Source organism: Flavivirga sp. 57AJ16 (assembly GCF_028736925.1).
Classification (GTDB): Bacteria; Bacteroidota; Bacteroidia; order Flavobacteriales; family Flavobacteriaceae; genus Flavivirga.
Genome location: NZ_JAQZAT010000015.1, coordinates 39,120 through 62,628 on the forward strand (window position 1 = coordinate 39,120; position 23,509 = coordinate 62,628).

A 23,509-nucleotide genomic window follows, 5' to 3' on the forward strand; every position below is an offset into this window, starting at 1 on the left:
TGTTGCAGGTATAAATGAGCAAATAATAATGAGCAACAACACATGTTTTCATTGTGGGCTAGATGCTACAGCCTCTACAATAACATTTGATAATAAATCATTCTGTTGTAATGGTTGTAAAACTGTTTACGAAATTTTCTCTGTAAACGATTTAACCTGTTACTACGATTTACAACAGGCACCTGGAGCAACCCCTAAAGATATTGAAGGCAAATACAATTTTTTGGATAATGCTAAAATTGTTGAACAACTATTGGAGTTTAATAACGACGACACTCAAATAGTCACTTTATATATCCCACATATTCATTGTAGTTCGTGCATCTGGATTCTAGAAAATTTAAATAAGCTGAATCCATCAATAAGTTCGTCTATAGTCAATTTTGGTAAAAAAAATGTTCGAGTCACTTTTAATAGTGAATCGCTCACACTAAAAAACTTGGTTGCTTTATTAAGCAGTATCGGCTACGAACCTTTTATAAGTTTAGACGATTATAGTGTTGGCAAAAAACATACAGATCGCTCCCTGATATACAAATTGGGAGTCGCTGGTTTTGCCTTTGGAAATGTGATGTTTTTATCATTCCCGGAGTACTTTCAAGTAGATGGTTTTTGGATAGAAAAATATAAACCCCTTTTTAGATGGCTCATGTTTTTCTTTTCGCTTCCTGTTGTTTTTTATTCGGCACAAGATTATTTTATTTCTGCATTTAAAGGACTTCGATCTAAAATTTTAAATATCGATGTGCCTATCGCTTTAGGTGTTTTGGTATTATTTGTTAGAAGTTCTACTGAAATTATCTTTAATGTAGGTTCTGGTTTTTTTGATAGCTTAACCGGGCTTATCTTCTTTCTCTTACTGGGAAAGTTTTTTCAACAAAAAACATATACCTTTTTATCCTTTGAACGCGATTACAAATCGTATTTCCCTATCGGAATTACAAAAATAACAACAGAAGGGACAGAAGAATCCATACAAGTATATGACATCGAAAAAGGCGACCGATTACTTATTAGAAATGAGGAGCTCATTCCCGTAGACTGTATTTTAATAAAAGGAACAGCACACATAGATTATAGCTTTGTAACGGGGGAATCCAAAACAGTATCAAAACAATCGGGCGATAAATTGTTTGCTGGCGGAAAACAATTAGATGGTAGCATTGAAGTAGATGTACTAAAATCGGTGGAACAGAGTTACCTGACACAACTTTGGAGTAACGATGTGTTTAAAAAAGACAAAGCATCATCATTTACAAATATTACCAATAGCATTAGTAAGCGCTTTACAATTGCCATTTTACTCATTGCATTAATCACTACTTCATTTTGGTTGTTAACAGACGCCAGTAAAGCATTAAATGTTTTTACTTCTGTATTGATTATAGCCTGTCCATGTGCCATTGCCTTATCTGCTCCTTTCACTTTTGGAAATATATTACGCATTCTGGGCAAGAAAAAGTTCTATTTAAAAAATGCCAGTGTCATTGAGCAATTGTCTAAAATAAACACCATCATTTTTGATAAAACCGGTACCATAACTGTCAACAAGAAAACAACTATAAACTATGAAGGCTACGAGTTCTCTTTAGATGAAGAAACCTTATTAAAAAGCACATTACGAGGATCCAATCACCCATTAAGTCGATCGCTATACAATATCTTAAATAAACATGACATTGTCGATTTAGATACTTATAAAGAATTTTCAGGAAAGGGTATTGAAGCACAATATAAAAACCGTAAGATAAAAATAGGATCGGCTCCTTTTGTTGGTCATACGAGTGACACGGCAACATTAAATACTACGGTGCACGTAAGTACCAATAACCAATATAAAGGCAAGTTTACATTCTACAATGCCTATAGAAAAGGAATATCACAGCTATTCAATGCGCTTAAAGAAACCTATGACCTAGTTATTCTTTCTGGTGATAATGCAGGGGAAAAGGATAACTTAACAAAGCTACTTCCCACTAAAACAAAGCTACTTTTCAATCAAAAACCAGAAGACAAATTAGAATACATTAAATACCATCAAGATGAAGGTGCCCATGTATTAATGATAGGCGATGGACTAAACGATGCCGGCGCATTAGCGCAAAGTCATGTTGGTATTGTTATTTCGGAAAATGTAAACGTATTTTCCCCTGCCTGTGACGCTATTTTAGACGCTTCAAAATTCGACCAATTATTTAATTATATAAAAATATCCAAATCCGCTATAAAAATTATTAAATGGAGTTTTTTACTCTCGTTCATATATAATAGTATCGGGCTCTATTTTGCAGTAACTGGTCAGTTAGCCCCCGTTGTAGCAGCTATACTAATGCCGCTCAGTTCCATTAGTATTGTCGCTTTTACAACGATAGCAACCAATATTATTGGGCGCAAATTAGAATAAGGGCTATAACACAGAGATACACTGAGTTTTCACGGAGGCTCACAAAGGTATTTGTAATAAACTCTGTGCGACTCTGTGAAACAATTAAAGGCTATAGCACAGAGGCGCACTGAGCTTTCACGGAGACCCGCAAAGACAGTTGTAATATTATAATGAGATCGATGGTAATGGAATCAAAACTCTGCGAAACTCTGTGAAATAACTAGAATAAGGGCTATGACACAGAGATGCACTGAGTTTTCGCAGAGACCCACAAAGGTCATTTGCAATACTCTAATGAGATCGATGGTAATGGAATCCAAACTCTGCGAAACTCTGTGAAATAACTAGAATAAGGGCTATGACACAGAGATGCACTGAGTTTTCGCAGAGACCCACAAAGGTCATTTGCAATACTCTAATGAGATCGATGGTAATGGAATCCAAACTCTGCGAAACTTTGTGATGCTCTGCGAAACTCTGTGAAACAACCAGAATAAGGGTTATAACACAGAGATACACTGAGTTTTCACGGAGACCCGCAAAGACAGTTGTAATATTATAATGAGATCGATGGTAATGGAATCAAAACTCTACGAAACTCCGTGAAACAACCAAATTGGAAATAAATAATGAAACATGATAAATATCATTTTTTAACAATAGGTATGACAGTAATTTTGAACCATAACTTCAAATAGGTATGAGTGTTATTTATATTTTATTAGCTATAAGTATTATTGTAGCTGTTGGTTTCTTTATAGCCTTTATTATGGCTGTAAAAAAAGGACAGTACGATGATAGCTATACCCCTTCTGTAAGGATGTTATTTGAAGATGAGCTCGTTAAAGAAAATTCCAATAAAACAATACTAAACAAAAAAGATCAACAACTATGACCATGAAATCGCCATCACAAAAATTAATTAGAAAACCAATCCTAAATTTGGCGATTGCATAAGACATTTGAAAATCAAATAAACAATCCATTATGAAAATGCAGCAATTTCATTACGATAATAAAATCGTTAAAAATTTCTTATACGCCACCATGCTTTGGGGGGTTGTAGGGATGTTGGTAGGTCTACTACTGGCATTCATGTTTTTATTCCCTAATCTAACCGACGGTATTTCATGGCTTAGCTTTGGTCGATTAAGGCCATTACATACCAATGCCGTAATTTTTGCTTTTGTTGGTAATGCCATTTTTGCAGGAGTTTACTATTCCACACAACGTCTGTTAAAAGCTAGAATGTTTAATGACACCTTAAGTAAAATTAACTTTTGGGGCTGGCAACTTATTATTGTAGGTGCTGCAATCACTTTACCTTTGGGTTATACAACATCAAAAGAATATGCAGAGTTAGAATGGCCCTTTGATATTGCTATTGCAATTGTTTGGGTTGTTTTTGGATGGAATTTAATAGGTACGATCTTAAAAAGAAGACAGCGCCATTTATATGTTGCTATTTGGTTTTATATAGCCACATTCGTTACCGTTGCTGTACTTCATATTTTTAATAGTTTGGAATTACCTGTTAGTGCATTAAAAAGTTACTCGGTATATGCAGGCGTACAAGATGCTTTAGTACAATGGTGGTATGGGCACAATGCTGTAGCATTCTTTTTAACGACCCCCTTTTTAGGGCTTATGTATTATTTTATTCCTAAAGCAGCCAACAGACCCATATATTCTTATAGGCTATCCATAGTGCACTTCTGGTCATTGATCTTTATATACATTTGGGCAGGCCCTCATCACCTATTGTATACAGCCTTGCCAGAATGGGCTCAAAACTTAGGTGTGGCTTTTTCGGTGATGCTATTGATGCCATCTTGGGGCGGTATGATAAACGGCCTTTTAACGCTTCGAGGTGCTTGGGACAAAGTGCGTACAGATCCCGTTTTAAAATTTATGGTAGTAGCCATTACCGGGTATGGTATGGCAACCTTTGAAGGCCCGACACTTTCGCTTAAAAATGTAAATGCCATTGCACACTTTACAGACTGGATTATTGCGCATGTACACGTAGGCGCCTTAGCATGGAATGGGTTCCTAACCTTTGGTATGGTATACTGGTTAGTGCCTAGGCTTTTTAAAACAAAACTATTCTCTGTTGGACTGGCCAATCTGCATTTCTGGATTGGCACACTGGGCATTATTATGTATGCCTTACCAATGTATGTTGCTGGCTTTACACAAGCGAGTATGTGGAAGCAATTCAATCCCGATGGTACATTGGTTTATGGCAATTTCTTAGAAACTGTTACAGAAATCATTCCCATGTACTGGATGCGTGCCATTGGAGGAACGCTATTCATTACAGGTATGCTAATTATGATTTACAATGTTATGGTAACCATTAAAAAAGGCAGCAAGGTTGAAAATGAATTGGCCGAAGCACCAGCTCTAGAGCGTGTTACCAAAAAACGTACTGCAAGTGAAGGATGGCACACTTGGTTAGAACGTAGACCAATTCAGTTAACACTTTTAGCAACAGTGGCCATTTTAATAGGTGGCATTATTCAAATTGTACCAACCATTATGGTGAAATCCAATATTCCTACGATAGCCAGTGTAAAACCCTATACCCCTTTAGAATTAGAAGGTCGTGATATTTATATCCGTGAAGGCTGTGTAGGCTGCCATTCACAAATGATTCGCCCTTTTAGAAGTGAAGTAGAACGATATGGCGACTATTCAAAAGCAGGAGAATTTGTTTACGACCATCCATTTCTGTGGGGCAGCAAACGTACCGGACCGGATTTACATAGAGTAGGTGGTAAATATTCTGATAATTGGCACTTTAACCACATGTACGATCCGCAAAGTACCTCATCAGGATCCATTATGCCCCGTTATCCATGGTTAATAACCGGCAGTAGCAGTAAGTTGGACAAATCTATGACTGAGTCTAAAATGAAAGCAATGGTATCATTAGGGGTTCCCTATACCGAAGAAGACATTACCAATGCTCAGCAAGATATGCTAGCACAAGGCACGCAAATAGAACAAAACCTGTATTCAGATCCCGATTTTGCCAATACATATGAAGCCGATAAAAAATATGCTTCCGAAAATGGCGAAGATTTTGTTGAAATGAAAAACAGGGAAATTGTGGCTCTTATAGCTTACTTACAACGTTTAGGAACCGATATCAAGGTAGAAACAGCACAAAAATAACCATCAAAAACAATACGCATGTTAAAATTTGTAAAAAACCATATGGAGAGTATCACAGGCATCGAAATTTATCCGATGCTCTCTTTGCTCATCTTTTTTATATTTTTTGTGGTCCTTTTTTGGTGGGTTATCACTGCTAAAAAAGACTATATAAAAACCGTAAGTAACATTCCGTTAGACAACCACCACAATAACCAAAATGACGATATATCATGAAACCGACTGTTCAAAGCACAAGTTCATATTTGAATAAAATCGGAGATTGCATTTGTACATTAAAAAACAATAAAAAAACCATCAAATGAAAAAATTAATCCCATCCTGGATACGAGTTCCAATAGTGTTCTTTATTATTTTTGGAACTGTTGAATATTTTGTAGACTCAGGAGATAAACCTGCATTTGTAGAATATCCGATTATCTTACTTTTTCTTTTCTTAGTATTATTGATATTAATTGCCATTGAAGCCATTGTTAGTGCCTTAGAAAATATCATGCTGCAAAAGTTGGACGAAGAAGCTAGAGCAAGATTTTTACAGGAAAGACAGTATCGATTTACTTGGTTTAAAAACACCTATGCAAAGCTTCTTGGACAAAAACCAATTGAAGAAGAAGCCGAAATCATATTAGATCATAATTATGATGGTATAAAAGAACTGGATAATAACCTCCCACCTTGGTGGTTATATGGTTTTTACATGTCTATTATTTTCGCAGCTGTTTATTTATTAAAATATCATGTTTTTAATGGTGACACTCAAATCGATGAATTAGAAACCGAACTAGCAGAAGCAAAAACGGCTATTGAAGCTTATAAAAAAACGGCTAAAGATTTAGTAGATATAAATACGGTTACATTACTTACCGAAGCTGCAGACTTAAATGCAGGTAAAAAGATATTCGAAACCACATGTGTTGCTTGTCATATGGCCGATGGCGGTGGTGGTATTGGCCCAAACTTAACCGATCAAAATTGGATCTTAGGGGGCGATATAAAAAGCGTGTTTAGAACAGTATCTGAAGGAGGCCGTTCTGGTAAAGGTATGATTGCCTGGAAGCAGCAACTAAAACCGTTAGAAATAGCACAAGTAGCAAGCTATGTTTTAACATTTCAAGGAACAACACCTGCCAATCCTAAAGCTCCAGAAGGTGACATATGGGTAGATAAAAATGCGCAAACAAATGAAAACTAGTACTATTCAAGTAGACTCCCTAACAACTTCGTCTAACTAGAATGAACAAAATTAAGACCAGTCAGGTTTTAAAGACCTGACTGGTCTTACAAAGCAAAAAATTTTGGAAACGCCAGAAAATGAAACATTCAGAGACTCTATAGGTACGGTTACCGAAGAAGGTAAACGTGCTTGGGTATTTCCAAAAAAACCCAGCGGAACATTTTATAAATACCGAAAATGGGTAAGTTATGGATTGCTGGCCTTTTTATTACTGTCTCCTTTTATAAAGATTAATGGGAATCAGTTTTTAATGTTCAATGTTTTAGAACGTCGTTTTAATATTTTTGGATTTCCATTCTGGCCACAAGACTTTCATTTGTTTGTGGTCTCAATGATTATTGGTGTCATTTTCATTACACTTTTTACGGTGGCGTTTGGTAGGATTTTCTGTGGGTGGATCTGTCCTCAAACCATTTTTATGGAAATGGTCTTTCGTAGAATTGAATATTGGATCGAAGGTGATAGAGGCAAACAAATAAGATTATCGAAACAACCGTGGAACGCAGAAAAAATTAGAAAAAAAGGATTAAAACTAGCCATATTTCTTATTATTTCTTTCATTATTTCTAATGTGTTTTTGGCATACTTAATTGGAAGCGATAAACTTATTCAATACATAATCGATGGGCCTTTTAACCACATAAGCACCCTAATTTCATTGACCATTTTTACGGCAGTATTTTATTTTGTTTTTGCATGGTTTAGAGAACAGGTTTGTATTATCGCTTGTCCTTATGGCAGATTACAAGGTGTGCTTTTAGACACCAAATCGATTGTTGTTGCCTACGATCATAAACGAGGTGAAGGAGAAAATGGCAGAAAGAAATTTAGAAAAAATGAAGACAGACAAACTTTAGGACATGGTGATTGTATTGATTGTTTTCAATGTGTCCATGTATGTCCAACTGGAATTGACATTAGAAACGGCACACAATTAGAGTGTGTAAACTGTACTGCCTGTATCGATGCATGTGATCATATTATGGAAAGCATCGATCTCCCAAAAGGATTGATTAGATATACCAGTGAAGATAATATTGAAAAGAAAACACCTTTTAAATTAACAGCAAGGATAAAAGGCTACATTGCGGTTCTTTCTATTCTAATTGGCCTGCTAACCGGTATGCTGTTTTTAAGAAATGATGTAGAAGCCAATGTACTAAGGTTACCTGGCCAATTGTACGAACATAAAGAAAATAACATAATAAGCAATGTCTTTACGTATAAATTGGTTAATAAAACAACGAAAGACATTCATGATGTTAGTTTTAAATTAATGTCGCATAAAGGAAATTTAAAATTGGTAGCTACCCACGATAGTTTTGTAGTACCAAGTCAAGGTATTTCAGAAGGAACATTATTTGTAGAGATTAATAACTCGGCCTTAACAGGTGATAGAAATAAAATAAAAATAGGCGTATATGCAGGTGATAAATTAATCGAGACGACAACAGCCAATTTTTTGGGACCGAGAAGTTATAAGTAAAATAAATTGAATATTAACTAAAAAGGAGATTCCCTCCTTCGAGGGAATGACAAAAGAATATAGTTATGAAAATAAACTGGGGAACAGGTATCGTAATGGCCTTTATAGGTTTTATAAGCTTTATAATGTATTTTATTATTACAATGAACGTAAATGATGCTTATGACCACGATTTAGTGACAGAAGATTATTATGCCGAAGAATTAGCATATCAAAAAGATATTGATAAGCTAAAAAATGCTAAAAACCTGGGCGAAAACATTACCTATAAAAAAACTGTCGAAGGATTAATTATTCAATTCCCTAAGGCTATAGACTTTAAAAAAATCACTGGAAAAATATTCCTATATAGACCATCTAACAAACACTTGGATTTTGATACCATTATTTCATTATCCAAGCCTTATTTGCTCATACCTGACAATCGTTTGGTAGATGGTCGTTGGAATATTAAAATTGATTGGCAATATAACGGCATCTCTTATTTATTTAAAGAATCCATTAATTATTAAACATGTTAATTTCGGCATTCATATTAGGGCTTTTAGGAAGTTTTCACTGTTTGGGCATGTGTGGCCCCATTGCTTTTATGCTCCCTTTAGACCGAACAAATGCCTTTAAAAAAGCATCTCAGATCACTACTTATCATCTTGGGAGGCTATTAGCTTATAGTATTATTGGCTTAGTGTTTGGGAGTATTGGTAAGAGCCTGTATATTTTTGGGTTTCAACAACAACTTTCTATTATCACTGGGTTTTTAATGATTTTGATTGTTTTAATCCCACAAAGAACATTTAGCAAGTATAACTTCTCAAAACCTATTTATAAGCTTATTTCTAAAGTAAAATCCGCTTTGGGACATGCTTTAAAAAAGAAAACTTCCGATACGTTTTTAACCATCGGTTTCTTAAACGGTTTTTTACCTTGTGGACTTGTTTATATGGCTTTATTTGGAGCCATTGCTGGTGGAGATATATTAAAAGGTAGCTTCTATATGGCTGCTTTTGGTTTAGGCACCCTACCATTAATGACCGCTGCTATTTACTTTAGTAACTTTTTAAAAGGCACAGCCAGACAAAAAATACAAAAAGCAATTCCAGTTTTTGTGGTCCTTATTGGCTGTCTTTTTGTTCTTCGAGGTTTGGGACTTGGAATACCTTACCTTTCCCCAACCCCTATTTTAAATAGTGTTTCTAGTGCCATTGAATGTCATTAACCATGAAAGGATTAACATCCAATACTGAGCTGTCAATTTTTCAAGGCACCTAATAACTTACTGATTTTCATTACATTTACCCCGATTTCTCTTTTTTATAGTATGGATATAAGAATTGGCCAAATCAATAATACCTTTAATAATAACAGAATTTACCTTGATTATAAGACACTTTTACAGGTACTCATCTTGACTTTTTCTATTTCCTAAAACCTGCAGGCAGGCAGGAATGGCTCATATTTGTTCATATTTCGTTCCTTTTCTTATTCGTAACGAAGTTATGACTTTCAAAAAGTGCCTTATCTGAACAAATTTTAGCTCATTTTAGTTCACTTAACTCTTATTATCATAAATCGGAGTTCATGAATCTTCGATTTCGGTTAAAAACAAAAAGTCAAGATGAGTTCTATTTTAGAAAATTTATTATCTTTAAAAACAGTAGATTTTTTTCAATAAAAAAACCAGCAACAAGTAATACGCACATCCTTGAGCATAATTTTAAAAACCAAAATTTGAATGAAAACAACAATTTTTTACTTCCTATTGTCTTTGACCTTAATTGCCTGTAACAGCAAAACCGCTTCTTCAGAAAAAGTCGATAATACTACAACACCAAAAAAAGACATACAAAAAAGTATCATTGATCTATCGCATACCTATTCTAGCGAGACTATTTATTGGGTAACCTCGCAAGAGTTTAAATTGGATACCGTATATAATGGGCAAACGGATAAAGGGTATTATTATTCGGCCAATAATTTTTGTACTGCAGAACATGGAGGTACTCATATAGATGCCCCCATTCACTTTGTTGAAAATGGCCAAACTGTAGATGAAATAGCTCTCGAAAAATTAATTGGAAATGCCGTCAAGATCGATGTATATTCAAAGGCCATTAACAATCCTAACTATCTAGTGAGTATTGAAGATCTTAAGGCTTGGGAAATAAGTCAAGATATGACCATCCCAGAGGGAAGTATTGTTCTATTACAAACGGGCTTTTCAAAATATTATCCCGACAAGATCAAATACTTAGGAACGGATAAACGCGGAGAAGATGCCATTAAGTTATTGCACTTTCCAGGACTTTCTCCAGACGCAGCCAAATGGTTAATACAAAATCGTAATATTAAATCTATAGGTATTGATACCCCTAGTATTGATTACGGACAATCCGAATCCTTTGAAAGCCATATTGCTCTTTTAGAGAAAAATATTCCTGTTTTCGAAAACCTCACCAATCTGGATAAATTGCCTTTAAAAGGGTTTGAAATAATTGCCTTACCTATGAAAATAGAAGGCGGAAGTGGAGCGCCTTTAAGGATCATAGCCATGGTAAATGACAGGCAAAAATAACCACATACACAGATATATTAAAAAGGTATTAAATCCCAGGGCAAGCCCTGATTCCTGAAAAATGGACCTTAGGGGCGATATAACTTATAAAAAGGCGATCTAAAAATAAATGTAGATCGCCCATTCTCAATAATGAATCACTAGCAATTAATACCATTTCCCTTTTGAAAGGGTATCCTCTAAATTTTAAATGTTATTACTGGTAAGGTTGAATGATTTGCAACATCTTCACCGACACTTCCTTGAAAAAAATGGGATAGCCCTTTTCTTCCATGTGTGGGAATGGCAATTAAATCTGCTCCTATTTTAATTGAAGCACTTAAAATGCCATCCTCAACGATGTAATCTGAAGTATAATGAACAGCATCCATTCTATCTAAATTTCCATCAGCTTTGGTAAAGAAGTTAACAGCAAGCCTTTCTATTTCTGAAGCGCTTTTAAATCGGTCATTTGGCAAATTCACATGAACCAAATACAATTTAGAACCCATCTTATCAAACATTTTAACGGCATTCAAATAAGCCGTAATGGAATCCTCTGAAAAATCGCAAGCATAGGCCACCACCTCAAAATTAACCTGGGGCACATGATCCTTAACGACCAATACCGGAATATCTGCATGTCTCACAACACGTTCTGTATTAGAGCCAATAAAAAATTCCTTAACACCACTGGTTCCATGGGATCCTATGACTATAAGATCTGCATCATACTTTTTTGCAATGTTATTAACTTCGCTAAACACCTTAAAATGCTTAACAATTGGTGTTACTTTAATATCTTTTAGATAATCTTTTTTAAGAAAATCTTCAAATCTTTGTTCTGCCAATTTTAAAAAATAAATTATTTTTTGAGGTTGTTCGCCTCCTGCTGTAAGTATAACTTCAGACATTTCTAACATATGTAACGCTAGCAATTCAGCATCATGCTTTTTTGCCAACTTTGCTGCTGCATTTAAAGCGTATTCTGAATGTTCAGAAAAATCTATCGGTACAATAATCTTCTTCATATTTTTTAGTTTTATAATGAATATCTTTTTACTTCATGTTCCTAAATTAAGGATATTTATCCTACATTATCATAAGCGTATAGCCAAAAGGTTTAAACCCACCTTTTAGCGTCACAACACCATGACATGGATCCCTTTGTTAAGCATCAAGGTTTTCTTTTTAGTTAAACCGTCTTAGAAAACAACTGGGTATCTGGCTGTTTTCTTTGTAATAATAGATCAAAAGCCATACAAATGTTTCTAACAAATGGCCGGCCTTTTTTGGTTACTTGAATGGTGTTGGAACCAACCTTAAGCAATCCATCTACTTCCATTTCTTTTAACCGGTCAATAACATCTGGTAATCCATTAAAATCAAGATTGTTTTGTTCCCAGGTCGTCTTAAAGCGACACATTAAATTAAGTATATGCTCTCTTATAATTAAATCTTCCTCATTGAGAATATGCCCTCTATAAACTGGTAAAATATTATCTTTTAATAAATCATGGTAGGCTTCGATACTTTTAACGTTTTGAGAAAATCCGTACCAACTATCACTAATAGATGATACACCTAAACCAATCATAACCTGAGTTTTCGAAGCTGTATATCCCATAAAGTTTCGATGCAAGTGATCATTTACCATAGACTCATATAACGAGTCTGTAGTTAAAGCAAAATGATCCATCCCTATGTCACTGTAACCAACTTCGGAAAGTAATTGTTTACCCAATTCATACTGTTGCCTTTTTAATTCGGCAGATGGTAAATCGGAATCATGAAATCCGCGTTGGCCGTTCCCTTTCATCCATGGCACATGAGCATAACTATAAAATGCCAATCTATCTGGGAGTAATGTTTTTGTTTTTAAAATAGTTTCTTTTACATGCTCTAAAGTTTGAAACGGTAAACCAAAAATAATATCATGACCAATCGAAGTATATCCAATATCCCTGGCCATATCGGTTGCCCGTTTTACATTTTCAAAGGGTTGAATTCTATGGATCGCTTTTTGTACTGCTTCATTATAATCTTGTACACCATAGCTCACCCTTCTAAATCCAACATCATAAAGTGCTTGTAAATGTCCTCGAGTGGTATTATTGGGGTGTCCCTCAAAACTAAACTCATGGTCATTTGCAAGTATGGAGTGTTTTAAGATGCCCTTAATCAATCGCTGCAAATTTTCAGGCCTAAAAAAAGTAGGTGTACCACCTCCTAAGTGCAGTTCTTTAACAATGGGTTTTTCATCAAATAATGCTAAGTATAAATCCCACTCTTTTAGAACAGCATCAATATAGGGAGACTCAACACTATGTTGTTTTGTAATACGCTTATTACACCCGCAAAACGTACACAAACTCTCGCAATATGGCAAGTGAATATAAAGGCTTATACCTTCTTCCGAATTACTTTCTTTATAGGATTGTATTAAAGACGACTTCCATTTTTTTAAAGAAAATGTCTCATTGTTCCAATAAGGAACGGTTGGATAACTCGTATAACGAGGCCCAGCAATATTGTATTTATTTACTAAAGAATTTAACATACCTAACATTTATATTTCAAAAATATAACATAGTATACTTTAAAAATATGACATATGTCATAACGAACATTTGCAATTCGATTATTATTAGCTTAATTTCACATCGCCAAAAAAAACAACAAAAAAATGAAGAGAGCAATCATCTTATTAATAGTTATTTCTATGGGAATAACTTCATGTAAACAAAAAAAAGAAACAAAAACAGAGGCGCCGACCCAAGTAGAAACAACAGAAAAGTTTGTAGTTAAACCTGAGGCAACATCAGTAAAATGGACCGCTTATAAGACTACTGAAAAAAAAGGGGTAGCTGGTGAGTTTGCTATTTTAAATTTTGAAAATAAAGAAGGTGCTACGCCCCAAGAAGCTTTAAACAATTTAAACTTTTCGATCCCTGTAAGTAGTTTATTTACTAAAGATGAAGCTCGCGATGCTAAATTAAAAGAGTTTTTCTTTGGAGCTATGTTAGATACCGAACTTTTAAAAGGTACCATTAAGTATACTAATAATGTATGCGTGGCTTCTATTACCATGAATGGTGTGACGCATGATCTACCATTAAAGGTTGATATAACAGATGAGAGACGTGTAAGCATGGTTGGTACAATGAATCTTAAAGACTGGGATGCCTTAGGAGCTTTAGAGTCTATTAATAAAGCTTGTTTTGATTTACACAAAGGGCCTGATGGCGTTAGTAAAACTTGGGAAGATGTAGCTATAGAAGTAAATACATTTCTTCGCAAAAGTTAATAAAACACCTATTTTTATTATATAATTCATATTAAAGCTACTTATTAAAGTAGCTTTTTTATTTAATCATATTACTATAAAAAGGATTAAATGGCATGCATAAACACAGAATGTCTGTATCAACTTTTTTTCGTTAACTTAGTAACGTGCCCCCATTGATGTACAAACCTTTAAAATAGTAAATGAAAAAAATCAATTCTGTTGAAGAATACATAGAAGAACATGCTCATTTTAGTGAAGCACTCGTTTTGTTACGGGATATTATTAACAGGACTGAATGTGTTGAAACTATAAAATGGAATGCACCTGTTTATACTATAAACAATAAAAATGTTTTAGGTCTAGGCGCATTCAAAAATCATTTTGGTATTTGGTTCTTTAATGGTGTATTTCTAAAGGACAAACATAACATACTTGTAAATGCCCAGGAAAACAAAACGAAGGCGTTAAGGCAAATGCGTTTTGAATCTGTTTCTGAAATTGATGAAAATATTATTTTGGATTACATCAAAGAAGCTATCGAAAATCAAAAGTTAGGCAAAGAAATAAAACCTGATCGCAATAAAAAAGAGACTGTTATTCCTAAGGAATTAAATGATTTATTAGCAAAAAACAAGGGGTTAAAAAACAGCTTTGAATCTTTATCTCCTTATAAACAGCGAGAATACTGTGAATATATCGACAGTGCAAAACGTGAAACGACCAAACAAACCCGTTTAGAAAAAATCACACCCATGATTTTGCAAAACATAGGTTTAAACGATAAATATAAAAACTGCTAAGCTATCACAACTTGTAATAGGCTGTCATTTCATGAACGAGGTCTCATTTTATTGTTCCTGGTCATTTCGAATCTTTCGACCTAAGCCTGTATCGAGCGGAGTCGAGATGCTCAAGACAGGCTAAAGTAAGAAATCACATCACCAGAATAGAGTCAAGCAATAAGCAATTGATCTTGATCTCAAAAAGTCCCTGATTAATCCTTAAATAAAAAGAGCCCGATATATGATATCGAGCTCTTTACATTAATTTTTTAAGATTTGGTTTTGTCTGATTTCTTTTCTTATGTTTTTAAATAAATTAAACATTGATTTAACTCAGGGTTCTGCTGTACAAGAGAATGAATAAATATTTTAAGCTCTTCTATCTCATAAGGTAGTAAACGCTGTACCGCCTTTTGTACTTCTTTGCAAAACAACGTCGTATCAAAACTGACTTTTCTAAGTACAGTTTTAGTATACTCTAGCATTGCTCTTGCCATAATTTATGTTATAAGGTTTAGGTTTGTGTAAAAAAGTAGATTTTTTTTATAAGCGATGTCTTTTGATTAGTGAACTTAAAATTAATGAAAAATTACATAAGTTTTTTTATTTTAAAAAAATTTAACATTTAAAAACGATTGTCTCCATCCAGTAAATCCCCTAAACCTCCTAAAATACTACCTTCTCCCTTATCCTTACCGCCTCCTCGTGGAGCTGATGCCAAAACACGTCCCGCCAATCTACTAAATGGTAATGATTGGATATAAACGACTCCTGGTCCTTGTAGTTTCGCAAAGAACAGTCCCTCTCCACCAAAAATAGTGTTCTTAATACCACCAACAAATTCTATATCGTAGTCTACGCCCTGAGTAAAGCCAACGATGCACCCTGTATCTACTTTTAGTGTTTCTCCCGCTTGTAATTCTTTTTTGGCCATCGTTCCACCTGCATGAACAAATGCCATACCATCTCCTTCTAGTTTTTGCATGATGAAACCTTCACCACCAAATAAACCCCTTCCTAATTTTTTCGAAAACTCAATACCGATACTTACGCCCTTAGCAGCACATAAAAAAGCATCCTTTTGACAAATAAACTTCCCTCCAAATGCTGTTAAATCTATTGGTAAAATTTTTCCAGGATATGGTGAAGCAAAAGATACATTTCGTTTACCGACCAAGTTATTATAAAAAGCGGTCATGAATAAACTCTCTCCAGTAAGAATACGTTTTCCTGCGCCCAGGATTTTACCTAAAAATCCAGAATCTTTTTGAGAGCCATCACCAAAAATGGTTTCCATTTTTATACCATCGTCCATCATCATAAAACTGCCCGCTTCAGCAATAACACCTTCATCCGGATCAAGCTCAATTTCTACATATTGCATCTCTTCTCCGTATATTCTATAATCAATTTCGTGTGCTGTCATTTTTTATTGTTTTTTGTTGATTTGTTTATTTGTTGATTTGTTTTAGGTTTTGTTACAAAAATTATAAAATTCCAATTAATTATTCCTCAGAGATTCGCAAAGCTTGCTCAGAGATTCGCAGAGAAAAGACCTACCAAACACTCCCTACTCCCTACTCCCTACTCCCTACTCCCTACTCCCTACTCTACTTCCTAATACCTCATCCCTAATGGCTACTCCCCATCTATTCCACAGAGACTCACAAAGTCAGCACAGAGACTCACAAAGAAAAGACCCAATACCTACTACCTAATCCCTACTTCCCTACTGCCAACTGAACACTGAATACTGAACACTGAGCACTGAATACTGAATACTGAACACTGAACATTACCCTTTCACCTTAATACTCCATTCAAAATTAAAGCTAGAAACTTCTAACTCCTCTTCGTTTACACCAATGGATTTCACCCAAATAGTTTGTCCTTCTCCTGTTTCTATGGCTTTTTTTATAGCTTCCTCTATATCCTTGCCATCATAACAAGTAAAGGTTATTCTCCCAACCGCCTTTTTGGTAAATGTTGCTTTGTTTGAGGTCACTAACATAGAAATATGCTTTCCAGATGCTTTAATTTTTGAAACCATTAGAGCACCCGTTGAAAACTCTGCTGCCATTCCCTGCACCGCCCAAAACATAGATTTAAATGGATTTTTATTTATCCATTTGTACCTCACCGTTACTATGCACTTATTAGTATCTATATATTTTGTTCTAATTCCACAAAAATACGCAGCGGGTAATTTAAAGATCATAAAGGCATTTAGTTTTCTGGGTGTTATATCCATATTAACAGTTTATTTTTTCTACCCTCAATAACAACAAATTTAAACATTATTTAATAGCCGTAATTATTAGAAGTAAAAACACCATAAATCCTTTTAATTATAGTGTCGTAGTACAGACAGGCCTATTATGACTAACCGTAATGTAGAGCTCGCAACTTTTTTAGAGCAATTAGAAGAGTACTATTAATGCTTTTTAGTTACATTAAAAACAACAATATTTTATTATTAATCAGTTTATTTGGGTGAGATTGACTATTTGGCCATCCTATACAACCTTAGACTTTTTTACGATTTAATTAAGCCTTTAAAACAGTAGGAAATGGAGTAATACCAATTATGAATTAGAAAAATGTTTCTTAGACTTTACCCCCTCTTTTTAATTTCATGCGTTTTAATAATAGAAAGATGAATTAAAAAATTTCTGTTATGAAACAAAGAAGAAGAAACAAATTACTAAGGTTGGTAAAAAAAATATTAAATATAACAAAAGCTATAGTTGAAATAATTTTAATAATAGTAAAAAACCTGTAGTTATGTTAATAGAAAATAAAAAATGGTCACAATTACGATAACAATTAAAACTTTTAAGCCTGTTTTTGTTTCAAAAAACATTTGAACAAAAATTTCTACTAAAAATTTAAGAAAAGACTCCATGATGAATAATATGTATAAATATGAAAGTTACAATTCAATCAATCTGTAATCAATCAAACATACCATTGCGGATACATAGCTATCCCTCTATTTTCTCTTTTGTATATCACAAAAAATTTCAATTTTCCTAACCAGTACTTCTAAACAATAACTGGCACAATTTGTTTCTAAAAGAAAATACTATCTTCGAATCTTACATTTGTACAACTACATGAGCCATAATAATATTGAAAACAATCTAGATAAAACAATAATTAAAAATATAACAATGACGGTAGAAGACATCTTAACTAAACTCGTTTCATTTCCGGTATTGGGAGGGGAAAGTAATTTAAGCATCATCAATTGGATTAAAGATTATATTGAATCCCATAATGTAACCGTCTATATGGTTCCTAATGAAGAAGGGAACAAAGCATCTTTACATTGCAGAATCGGACCAGCTGTAGATGGAGGCCTTATACTTTCAGGTCACACCGACGTGGTTCCTGTTGAAGGCCAAGATTGGGACACCAATCCGTTTGAATTAGTTGATAAAGGTGATGGCAAACTTTACGGTAGAGGTTCTTGTGATATGAAAGGCTTTCTTGCTACCTGTCTCGTCATGTTGCCGGAAATGGTAAAGACCAATTTAATCAAACCCATATATTTTGCGTTCTCTTATGATGAAGAAGTTGGTTGTTTGGCAGCACCGGATTTGATAGAACATATAAAAACAACCTATACTGAAACTCCAAAATATGCAATTATAGGCGAACCTACTCTTATGGAGCCAATCGTTGGACAAAAAGGTATTTATATTTTAGAAACGGCTGTTAAAGGTTCTGCAGGACACAGCAGCAGAATTAAACAAGAAGTAAGTGCCATTCACGAATCTGCGAGACTTATACTATGGCTAGAAAATAAAATGAACGATTTAATCGATGCTGGTCGAATGGACAATCGTTTTAATCCGCCACATACCTCAATTCATATTGGACAATTTAAAGGTGGTATTGCTCCAAATGTTATTGCGGACAAAGCTTCTTTTTTTTGGGATTTACGTGCAATCCCAATGGATGACACTAAAAGTATTGTTGCTGAATTTGATGCACATTGTAGAACACGAGAACAAGAACTCAAAACTATATATCCCGATTTTAAAATTAAAACAGTGGAAAGCCATTGGCCTGTACCACCATTAAACACTAAAGAAACGGATAATGTGGTGTCATTAATAAAAAAAATATCAGGACACTCAAAATTAAATACCGTTGCCTATGCCTCTGAGGCTGGTCAATTTAAAAATGGTGGCTTCCAGAGTGTTATCTGTGGGCCTGGTTCTATTATTCAAGCTCATAGAGCCAATGAGTTTATCGCTAAAGACGAATTGAAAAAAGGCATGGAAATGATTTCTAAATTAATTATAGAAATGTCACATCCTGATTTTACATAAGTCAAAGTTAGAATACTTAATGACCAATCGGAAATAGGCTAATTTTATTAAAAGATTTATTTTTTGAAAAGATTCCCATTTACTTTTTACGAGATAGCATCTTATTATCAGTCGATTAAAGCTATCTCTATAAAAAAGTAAAATGTTAATATTTTGTTAAATTTAAGTACTATGCGTAACATAATACCTTCTTTTAGACATATATTTGTATAAGAAACTATTATATGTTTTAAAACCATGTTAGACAATCATCAAAAAAACATTGCAACATTTATTCATTTATCAACCTTTAGCAGGTTTATAATACCATTTGGAAATTTGATTGGTCCTATTATTCTTTGGGTTGCTAATAAGGATAAGTCAGAATTTGTAGATAGGCATGGCAAACAGGCTATCAATTTTCAAATCAGTATTTTACTATACGCGCTTATTTTAGGAACCTTGACCATTCCATTTTTTATTTTTAAAATATTTAATGGCATCGACTTTATAGATTTTCATGGGTTTCATGATTTTCATATCAATATTGGCAAGCCTTCTCCTCTACTCTATATTGGTGGTAGCTTAGGGGTTTTGGCCATTATAGGTTTCATACTGGAACTTGTGTTTATTATCAATGCAAGCTTAAAAGCTAGAGACGGGGAGCTATACAATTATCCATTAACAATCCATTTTTTAAAATAATATATACCAAGAGCTTAGCTCAAGTATATGTCAATTTTTCATCAATATAATCAATCAAAAAATGAACAGTTTCATAATATTAAAACGCTTTAGAATATGAAGATAGAAAACACAAAAGCACAAATGCGCAAAGGAGTGTTGGAATTTTGCATACTTTCTGTCTTAAAAGACGACGATGCTTATGTAGCAGAAATTTTAGGCACCCTTAAAAATGCTAAGCTGCTTGTAGTAGAAGGGACTATTTACCCTTTACTAACCCGACTTAAAAATGCAGGACTTTTAAACTACAGATGGGAAGAGTCGACCTCTGGACCTCCAAGAAAATATTATGGATTAACAGAAACAGGGAAATTGTTTCTTAAAGAATTAAATACGACCTGGAGTGAATTACAAAACGCAGTAAACATAGTAACAAGCCAAAAAACAACAAAAAAATGAATAAAACTGTCAACATAAATTTAGCTGGTATATTTTTTCATATCGATGAAGATGCATACTTAAAATTACAACGCTATCTTGAGGCTATAAAACGTTCATTTACAGATTCTCAAGGGCGCACTGAGATCATATCGGATATTGAGGCGCGGATTGCAGAACTTTTTAATGATCGCGTACAGAATAATAAAGAAGTTATACGTATTAAGGAAGTAGATGAAGTTATTTCAATCATGGGACAACCAGAAGATTATTTGGTTGATGATGAAATTTTTGAAGACGAACCTCAAACATCTTATAAACGTAAAACCTCACCTTCTAAAAAACTATTCAGGGATACAGACAATTCCTATGTTGGAGGGGTATCATCTGGATTAGCACATTACTTCGGTATTGATGCTATTTGGATTCGTTTAGCCTGGATTATCCTAATCTTTGGAGCTGGTACAGGATTTCTTTTGTATATTTTGTTATGGGTTTTAGTGCCCGAAGCAAAAACAACGGCAGAGAAAATAATGATGACGGGGGAACCCGTTACTATTAGTAACATTGAAAAAAAAATTAAAGACGGTTTTGAAAACGTAACAGATGTTGCCAAAAATGTCACCGATTCTGTTGGTGCTGCGGCTAAAAATGTTTCAAATTCTGTTTCAAACGCAGCGAAAAATGTAGATTTTCAAAAGCAAGGAAATAGGATAAAATCAAGTTCTAAAACATTTTTTGATACACTTGGAGAAGTGATTATGTTCTTTTTTAAAGTGTTTGCCAAATTTATTGGGGTTATACTGCTCTTTACAGGAGCAATAACGATTATATCTTTAATAATTGCTTTATTTTCTTTAGGCGTAGTTAATGTTATTCATATTCCCGGTCTTGATCTCATTGATGTTTTTAACACGGGAAATACACCTGTATGGTTAGTATCTTTATTTACCTTTTTCACAGTTGGAATCCCTTTCTTTTTTCTGTTCTATTTAGGATTAAAAATATTGATAAACAACCTGAAGTCTATTGGTAATATTGCTAAATTCACCTTACTAGGTTTGTGGTTGATATCTATTATTGGTTTAATCGTTATAGGCATAAGGCAAGCGAGCGAACACACTTTCGACGAACGTGTTATTGCAAAGCATGAATTAAACATCACCGCAAATGATACGCTAAAAATTAAAATGGCAGAAAATGATTTTTATGTAAACAGTTATTATAGAAACCATTCGTTTAAAGTATTAAATAACGAAAATGGAGAAAAAACGATTTATAGATCGGATGTTAGAATTATAGTTAAATCTACTACCGATTCTTTGGCCAGAATAGGTATTGAAAAAAGTGCTGATGGCAGTAATTATGAAAAAGCTATTGAACGTGCCAAAAATATAAGTTACAACTATGCCTTTAATGGACATGAATTATTATTGGATTCTTATTTAGCTACCCCTGTAGAAAACAAATTTAGTGACCAGGAAATCGTTGTTATTCTTTATTTACCAGAAGGAAGTATTGTTTATTTTAATAATAACACCAAGCCCTTTTTAAACTATAGAACCTATAATGGAAACATTGTATCCTCAAGTGATGCTAACCATTATTTACAAATCACTGATGATGGTATTACATGTTTGGACTGTCCCATAGAAGAATCTTCTAGTGTAGAGATCGACATTCATGGCGATGATTCCAGCGTTAAATTAGATAGTAATGGCTTAGAGATAAAAGATGATGACGTCAACATAAAAGTAAATGCAAAAGGTATTTCTGGAGAAGATGATGCTATTAAAGTTAAAATAGATTCTAGCGGTATTAATATAAAATCAAAAGACAATTAACAATTCATCAATAAAAACAAACAATTCAGACATTTAAATTACTAATCGACAATCCTTAATTAGATCTTTGAAAAAAAAACATCAATCAAAAAACGAACAACCATGGCAACACTAGTAAAGTTTATTTTAGCAACTATTTTAAGCTTAACACTTTTTTCATGCAATTTCGATATGAACTTCAATACTGGAGTTCGCGGAAATGGAAAGGTTATAACAGAAGAAAGAACAATTAATGAGCCTTTTTCAACTATTAAAGCTACCGAGGGATTAGATGTATATCTAACACAAAGCGATAACGAAAAGATCTTCGTTGAAGCTGATGAAAATCTACACGATCTTATTCTAGTAGAAGTAGTGAATGGTACTTTAAAAATACATACCAAAGAAAGTATTGGCAGAGCTACATCAAAAAAGGTTAAAGTAAGTTTTAAAGATATTTCAAGTATCGTATCTACCAGCGGAAGTGATGTATATGCTACAAATGTGATAACTACTGAAAATTTAGAGCTTAAATCGACCAGTGGTAGCGATATGAAACTTGAAGTAAACACCTCTGTACTAAATTGCAAGTCGACTAGCGGTAGCGATTTAAGATTATCTGGAAAAACAGTTAAACTTGTTGCAGAAGCTACCAGCGGTAGCGACATTAAAGCTGCCGATTTAATTGCTGAATCCAGTCATGTACAAGCAACAAGTGGTGCAGATATTACTGTAAACACATCCAGAGAACTTACAGCAAAGGCAACAAGCGGTGGTGATATAAAATATTACGGAAATCCAGAAAAAGTAGATAAAAACAATAGCACTTCAGGTAGTATAAGAAAACAATAAACCAACTTTATAGTACTCGGTACCGCAACCATTCCTATTCCCGATCCCAAAGGGCCTACCATTTCGTAGATTTAGGAATGGAAAATTTGATATGGACCTGTTCAATTGGCATTGTTAACCCTGATCACGAGGCTTGCAATAGAAAATGTTTTTTTATTTCGAAACAAATTTGAATTATAGTGTGCTTATATGAAATAGAAAACATGTACTCAGCTTCCTGCCGGTGACTAATGTGCGTACACAAATAAAGCACAAAAAAAAGATTGGACACGAATGGCACAAATTTTCACAAATTATTCAGACTATTGACAGATTTCAAGCCTATATAGTCTAGGGATTCATATTCATGCTGTGTCCAATCTATACCATAAAGTATTGGATTCGTGTGAATTTGTGCCATTCGTGTCTTTTTTATAGATGTGTACTCACGGTAGCTGCCAGCGAGGCAGGGACTGGGTATAAAAGTATTGCTAAAACAAAAATGG

The 23,509-nt window shown here is 34.1% G+C and carries 21 protein-coding genes; 16 read left to right on the plus strand and 5 right to left on the minus strand.

Going from position 1 to position 23,509, the window contains the following annotated elements:
* Positions 1–28 precede the first annotated feature (28 nt).
* From PQO00_RS15885 to PQO00_RS15925, 9 genes are all read left to right on the plus strand, one after another.
* A complete protein-coding gene (locus PQO00_RS15885; RefSeq protein WP_274185896.1) occupies positions 29–2,404 on the plus strand; it encodes a heavy metal translocating P-type ATPase metal-binding domain-containing protein in 2,376 nt (791 codons plus the stop codon).
* A 682-nt stretch (positions 2,405–3,086) separates the two neighbouring features.
* Complete coding sequence (gene ccoS, locus PQO00_RS15890; protein WP_274185838.1) at positions 3,087–3,281, plus strand: cbb3-type cytochrome oxidase assembly protein CcoS; 195 nt, start codon at positions 3,087–3,089, stop codon at positions 3,279–3,281.
* A 92-nt stretch (positions 3,282–3,373) separates the two neighbouring features.
* Positions 3,374–5,566 (plus strand): cytochrome-c oxidase, cbb3-type subunit I, encoded by a 2,193-nt coding sequence (gene ccoN / locus PQO00_RS15895; RefSeq protein ID WP_274185839.1) that lies wholly within the window; start codon positions 3,374–3,376, stop codon positions 5,564–5,566.
* 18 nt (positions 5,567–5,584) lie between these two features.
* Entirely contained in the window at positions 5,585–5,782 is a 198-nt protein-coding gene (locus PQO00_RS15900) for a CcoQ/FixQ family Cbb3-type cytochrome c oxidase assembly chaperone (protein WP_274185840.1), read from the plus strand.
* Between the two features lie 85 nt (positions 5,783–5,867).
* Positions 5,868–6,758 carry a cbb3-type cytochrome c oxidase N-terminal domain-containing protein gene (locus tag PQO00_RS15905; protein WP_274185841.1) on the plus strand — a complete coding sequence of 297 codons (891 nt, stop codon included), beginning with the start codon at positions 5,868–5,870 and terminating at the stop codon, positions 6,756–6,758.
* A gap of 103 nt (positions 6,759–6,861) precedes the next feature.
* On the plus strand, positions 6,862–8,286 hold the full coding sequence (gene ccoG, locus PQO00_RS15910; protein ID WP_274185842.1) for a cytochrome c oxidase accessory protein CcoG: 1,425 nt from the start codon (positions 6,862–6,864) through the stop codon (positions 8,284–8,286).
* A 65-nt stretch (positions 8,287–8,351) separates the two neighbouring features.
* Positions 8,352–8,798 (plus strand): FixH family protein, encoded by a 447-nt coding sequence (locus PQO00_RS15915; RefSeq protein WP_274185843.1) that lies wholly within the window; start codon positions 8,352–8,354, stop codon positions 8,796–8,798.
* Positions 8,799–8,800: 2 nt separating this feature from the next.
* Positions 8,801–9,502 (plus strand): sulfite exporter TauE/SafE family protein, encoded by a 702-nt coding sequence (locus PQO00_RS15920; RefSeq protein ID WP_274185844.1) that lies wholly within the window; start codon positions 8,801–8,803, stop codon positions 9,500–9,502.
* Positions 9,503–10,018: 516 nt separating this feature from the next.
* Positions 10,019–10,858 (plus strand): cyclase family protein, encoded by an 840-nt coding sequence (locus PQO00_RS15925; protein WP_274185845.1) that lies wholly within the window; start codon positions 10,019–10,021, stop codon positions 10,856–10,858.
* A 179-nt stretch (positions 10,859–11,037) separates the two neighbouring features.
* On the opposite strand, the gene PQO00_RS15930 is transcribed toward PQO00_RS15925, so the two are convergent.
* On the minus strand, positions 11,038–11,868 hold the full coding sequence (locus tag PQO00_RS15930; RefSeq protein ID WP_274185846.1) for a universal stress protein: 831 nt from the start codon (positions 11,866–11,868) through the stop codon (positions 11,038–11,040).
* 164 nt (positions 11,869–12,032) lie between these two features.
* The gene (hemN, locus tag PQO00_RS15935; protein WP_274185847.1) at positions 12,033–13,397 is read right to left on the minus strand and encodes an oxygen-independent coproporphyrinogen III oxidase; all 1,365 of its coding nucleotides are present in this window, start codon (positions 13,395–13,397) and stop codon (positions 12,033–12,035) included.
* Positions 13,398–13,523: 126 nt separating this feature from the next.
* On the opposite strand from hemN, the gene PQO00_RS15940 reads away from it, so the two are divergent.
* Together PQO00_RS15940 and PQO00_RS15945 are read left to right on the plus strand one after the other, a co-directional pair.
* Positions 13,524–14,144 (plus strand): YceI family protein, encoded by a 621-nt coding sequence (locus PQO00_RS15940; RefSeq protein ID WP_274185848.1) that lies wholly within the window; start codon positions 13,524–13,526, stop codon positions 14,142–14,144.
* 182 nt (positions 14,145–14,326) lie between these two features.
* Entirely contained in the window at positions 14,327–14,926 is a 600-nt protein-coding gene (locus PQO00_RS15945) for a YdeI family protein (RefSeq protein ID WP_274185849.1), read from the plus strand.
* A gap of 281 nt (positions 14,927–15,207) precedes the next feature.
* Here PQO00_RS15945 and PQO00_RS15950 read toward each other — a convergent pair whose 3' ends face one another.
* The 3 genes from PQO00_RS15950 to PQO00_RS15960 all read right to left on the minus strand — a co-directional run bounded on the left by PQO00_RS15950 (position 15,208) and on the right by PQO00_RS15960 (position 17,159).
* Positions 15,208–15,405 carry a hypothetical protein gene (locus PQO00_RS15950; RefSeq protein ID WP_274185850.1) on the minus strand — a complete coding sequence of 66 codons (198 nt, stop codon included), beginning with the start codon at positions 15,403–15,405 and terminating at the stop codon, positions 15,208–15,210.
* A 128-nt stretch (positions 15,406–15,533) separates the two neighbouring features.
* Positions 15,534–16,334, minus strand: coding sequence for a TIGR00266 family protein (locus PQO00_RS15955; protein WP_274185851.1), 801 nt, complete (start codon positions 16,332–16,334; stop codon positions 15,534–15,536).
* Between the two features lie 369 nt (positions 16,335–16,703).
* Positions 16,704–17,159 carry a DUF4442 domain-containing protein gene (locus PQO00_RS15960; RefSeq protein WP_274185852.1) on the minus strand — a complete coding sequence of 152 codons (456 nt, stop codon included), beginning with the start codon at positions 17,157–17,159 and terminating at the stop codon, positions 16,704–16,706.
* A gap of 865 nt (positions 17,160–18,024) precedes the next feature.
* Here PQO00_RS15960 and argE point away from each other — a divergent pair.
* From argE to PQO00_RS15985, 5 genes are all read left to right on the plus strand, one after another.
* Positions 18,025–19,248, plus strand: coding sequence for an acetylornithine deacetylase (argE, locus tag PQO00_RS15965; RefSeq protein WP_274185853.1), 1,224 nt, complete (start codon positions 18,025–18,027; stop codon positions 19,246–19,248).
* A 237-nt stretch (positions 19,249–19,485) separates the two neighbouring features.
* The gene (locus PQO00_RS15970) at positions 19,486–19,932 is read left to right on the plus strand and encodes a DUF4870 domain-containing protein (protein WP_274185854.1); all 447 of its coding nucleotides are present in this window, start codon (positions 19,486–19,488) and stop codon (positions 19,930–19,932) included.
* Positions 19,933–20,028: 96 nt separating this feature from the next.
* A complete protein-coding gene (locus tag PQO00_RS15975; RefSeq protein ID WP_274185855.1) occupies positions 20,029–20,370 on the plus strand; it encodes a PadR family transcriptional regulator in 342 nt (113 codons plus the stop codon).
* Positions 20,367–22,193 carry a PspC domain-containing protein gene (locus PQO00_RS15980; RefSeq protein WP_274185856.1) on the plus strand — a complete coding sequence of 609 codons (1,827 nt, stop codon included), beginning with the start codon at positions 20,367–20,369 and terminating at the stop codon, positions 22,191–22,193. Before PQO00_RS15975 ends, PQO00_RS15980 begins: the two co-directional genes overlap by 4 nt.
* A gap of 102 nt (positions 22,194–22,295) precedes the next feature.
* The gene (locus PQO00_RS15985; protein WP_274185857.1) at positions 22,296–23,024 is read left to right on the plus strand and encodes a head GIN domain-containing protein; all 729 of its coding nucleotides are present in this window, start codon (positions 22,296–22,298) and stop codon (positions 23,022–23,024) included.
* The last annotated feature ends 485 nt before the right edge of the window (positions 23,025–23,509 follow it).

What these genes read in the sequence shown, in the direction of transcription:
- PQO00_RS15940 (WP_274185848.1), top strand. Translation starts at nt 13,524, where the DNA reads ATGAAGAGAGCAATCATCTTATTAATAGTTATTTCTATGGGAATAACT.
- PQO00_RS15900 (WP_274185840.1), top strand. Translation starts at nt 5,585, where the DNA reads ATGTTAAAATTTGTAAAAAACCATATGGAGAGTATCACAGGCATCGAA.
- PQO00_RS15930 (WP_274185846.1), bottom strand. Translation starts at nt 11,868, where the DNA reads ATGAAGAAGATTATTGTACCGATAGATTTTTCTGAACATTCAGAATAC.
- PQO00_RS15950 (WP_274185850.1), bottom strand. Translation starts at nt 15,405, where the DNA reads ATGGCAAGAGCAATGCTAGAGTATACTAAAACTGTACTTAGAAAAGTC.
- argE (WP_274185853.1), top strand. Translation starts at nt 18,025, where the DNA reads ATGAGCCATAATAATATTGAAAACAATCTAGATAAAACAATAATTAAA.
- hemN (WP_274185847.1), bottom strand. Translation starts at nt 13,397, where the DNA reads ATGTTAAATTCTTTAGTAAATAAATACAATATTGCTGGGCCTCGTTAT.
- ccoS (WP_274185838.1), top strand. Translation starts at nt 3,087, where the DNA reads ATGAGTGTTATTTATATTTTATTAGCTATAAGTATTATTGTAGCTGTT.
- PQO00_RS15945 (WP_274185849.1), top strand. Translation starts at nt 14,327, where the DNA reads ATGAAAAAAATCAATTCTGTTGAAGAATACATAGAAGAACATGCTCAT.
- PQO00_RS15985 (WP_274185857.1), top strand. Translation starts at nt 22,296, where the DNA reads ATGGCAACACTAGTAAAGTTTATTTTAGCAACTATTTTAAGCTTAACA.
- PQO00_RS15960 (WP_274185852.1), bottom strand. Translation starts at nt 17,159, where the DNA reads ATGGATATAACACCCAGAAAACTAAATGCCTTTATGATCTTTAAATTA.
- ccoN (WP_274185839.1), top strand. Translation starts at nt 3,374, where the DNA reads ATGAAAATGCAGCAATTTCATTACGATAATAAAATCGTTAAAAATTTC.
- PQO00_RS15885 (WP_274185896.1), top strand. Translation starts at nt 29, where the DNA reads ATGAGCAACAACACATGTTTTCATTGTGGGCTAGATGCTACAGCCTCT.
- PQO00_RS15970 (WP_274185854.1), top strand. Translation starts at nt 19,486, where the DNA reads ATGTTAGACAATCATCAAAAAAACATTGCAACATTTATTCATTTATCA.
- PQO00_RS15920 (WP_274185844.1), top strand. Translation starts at nt 8,801, where the DNA reads ATGTTAATTTCGGCATTCATATTAGGGCTTTTAGGAAGTTTTCACTGT.
- PQO00_RS15915 (WP_274185843.1), top strand. Translation starts at nt 8,352, where the DNA reads ATGAAAATAAACTGGGGAACAGGTATCGTAATGGCCTTTATAGGTTTT.
- PQO00_RS15905 (WP_274185841.1), top strand. Translation starts at nt 5,868, where the DNA reads ATGAAAAAATTAATCCCATCCTGGATACGAGTTCCAATAGTGTTCTTT.
- PQO00_RS15975 (WP_274185855.1), top strand. Translation starts at nt 20,029, where the DNA reads ATGAAGATAGAAAACACAAAAGCACAAATGCGCAAAGGAGTGTTGGAA.
- PQO00_RS15925 (WP_274185845.1), top strand. Translation starts at nt 10,019, where the DNA reads ATGAAAACAACAATTTTTTACTTCCTATTGTCTTTGACCTTAATTGCC.
- PQO00_RS15955 (WP_274185851.1), bottom strand. Translation starts at nt 16,334, where the DNA reads ATGACAGCACACGAAATTGATTATAGAATATACGGAGAAGAGATGCAA.
- PQO00_RS15980 (WP_274185856.1), top strand. Translation starts at nt 20,367, where the DNA reads ATGAATAAAACTGTCAACATAAATTTAGCTGGTATATTTTTTCATATC.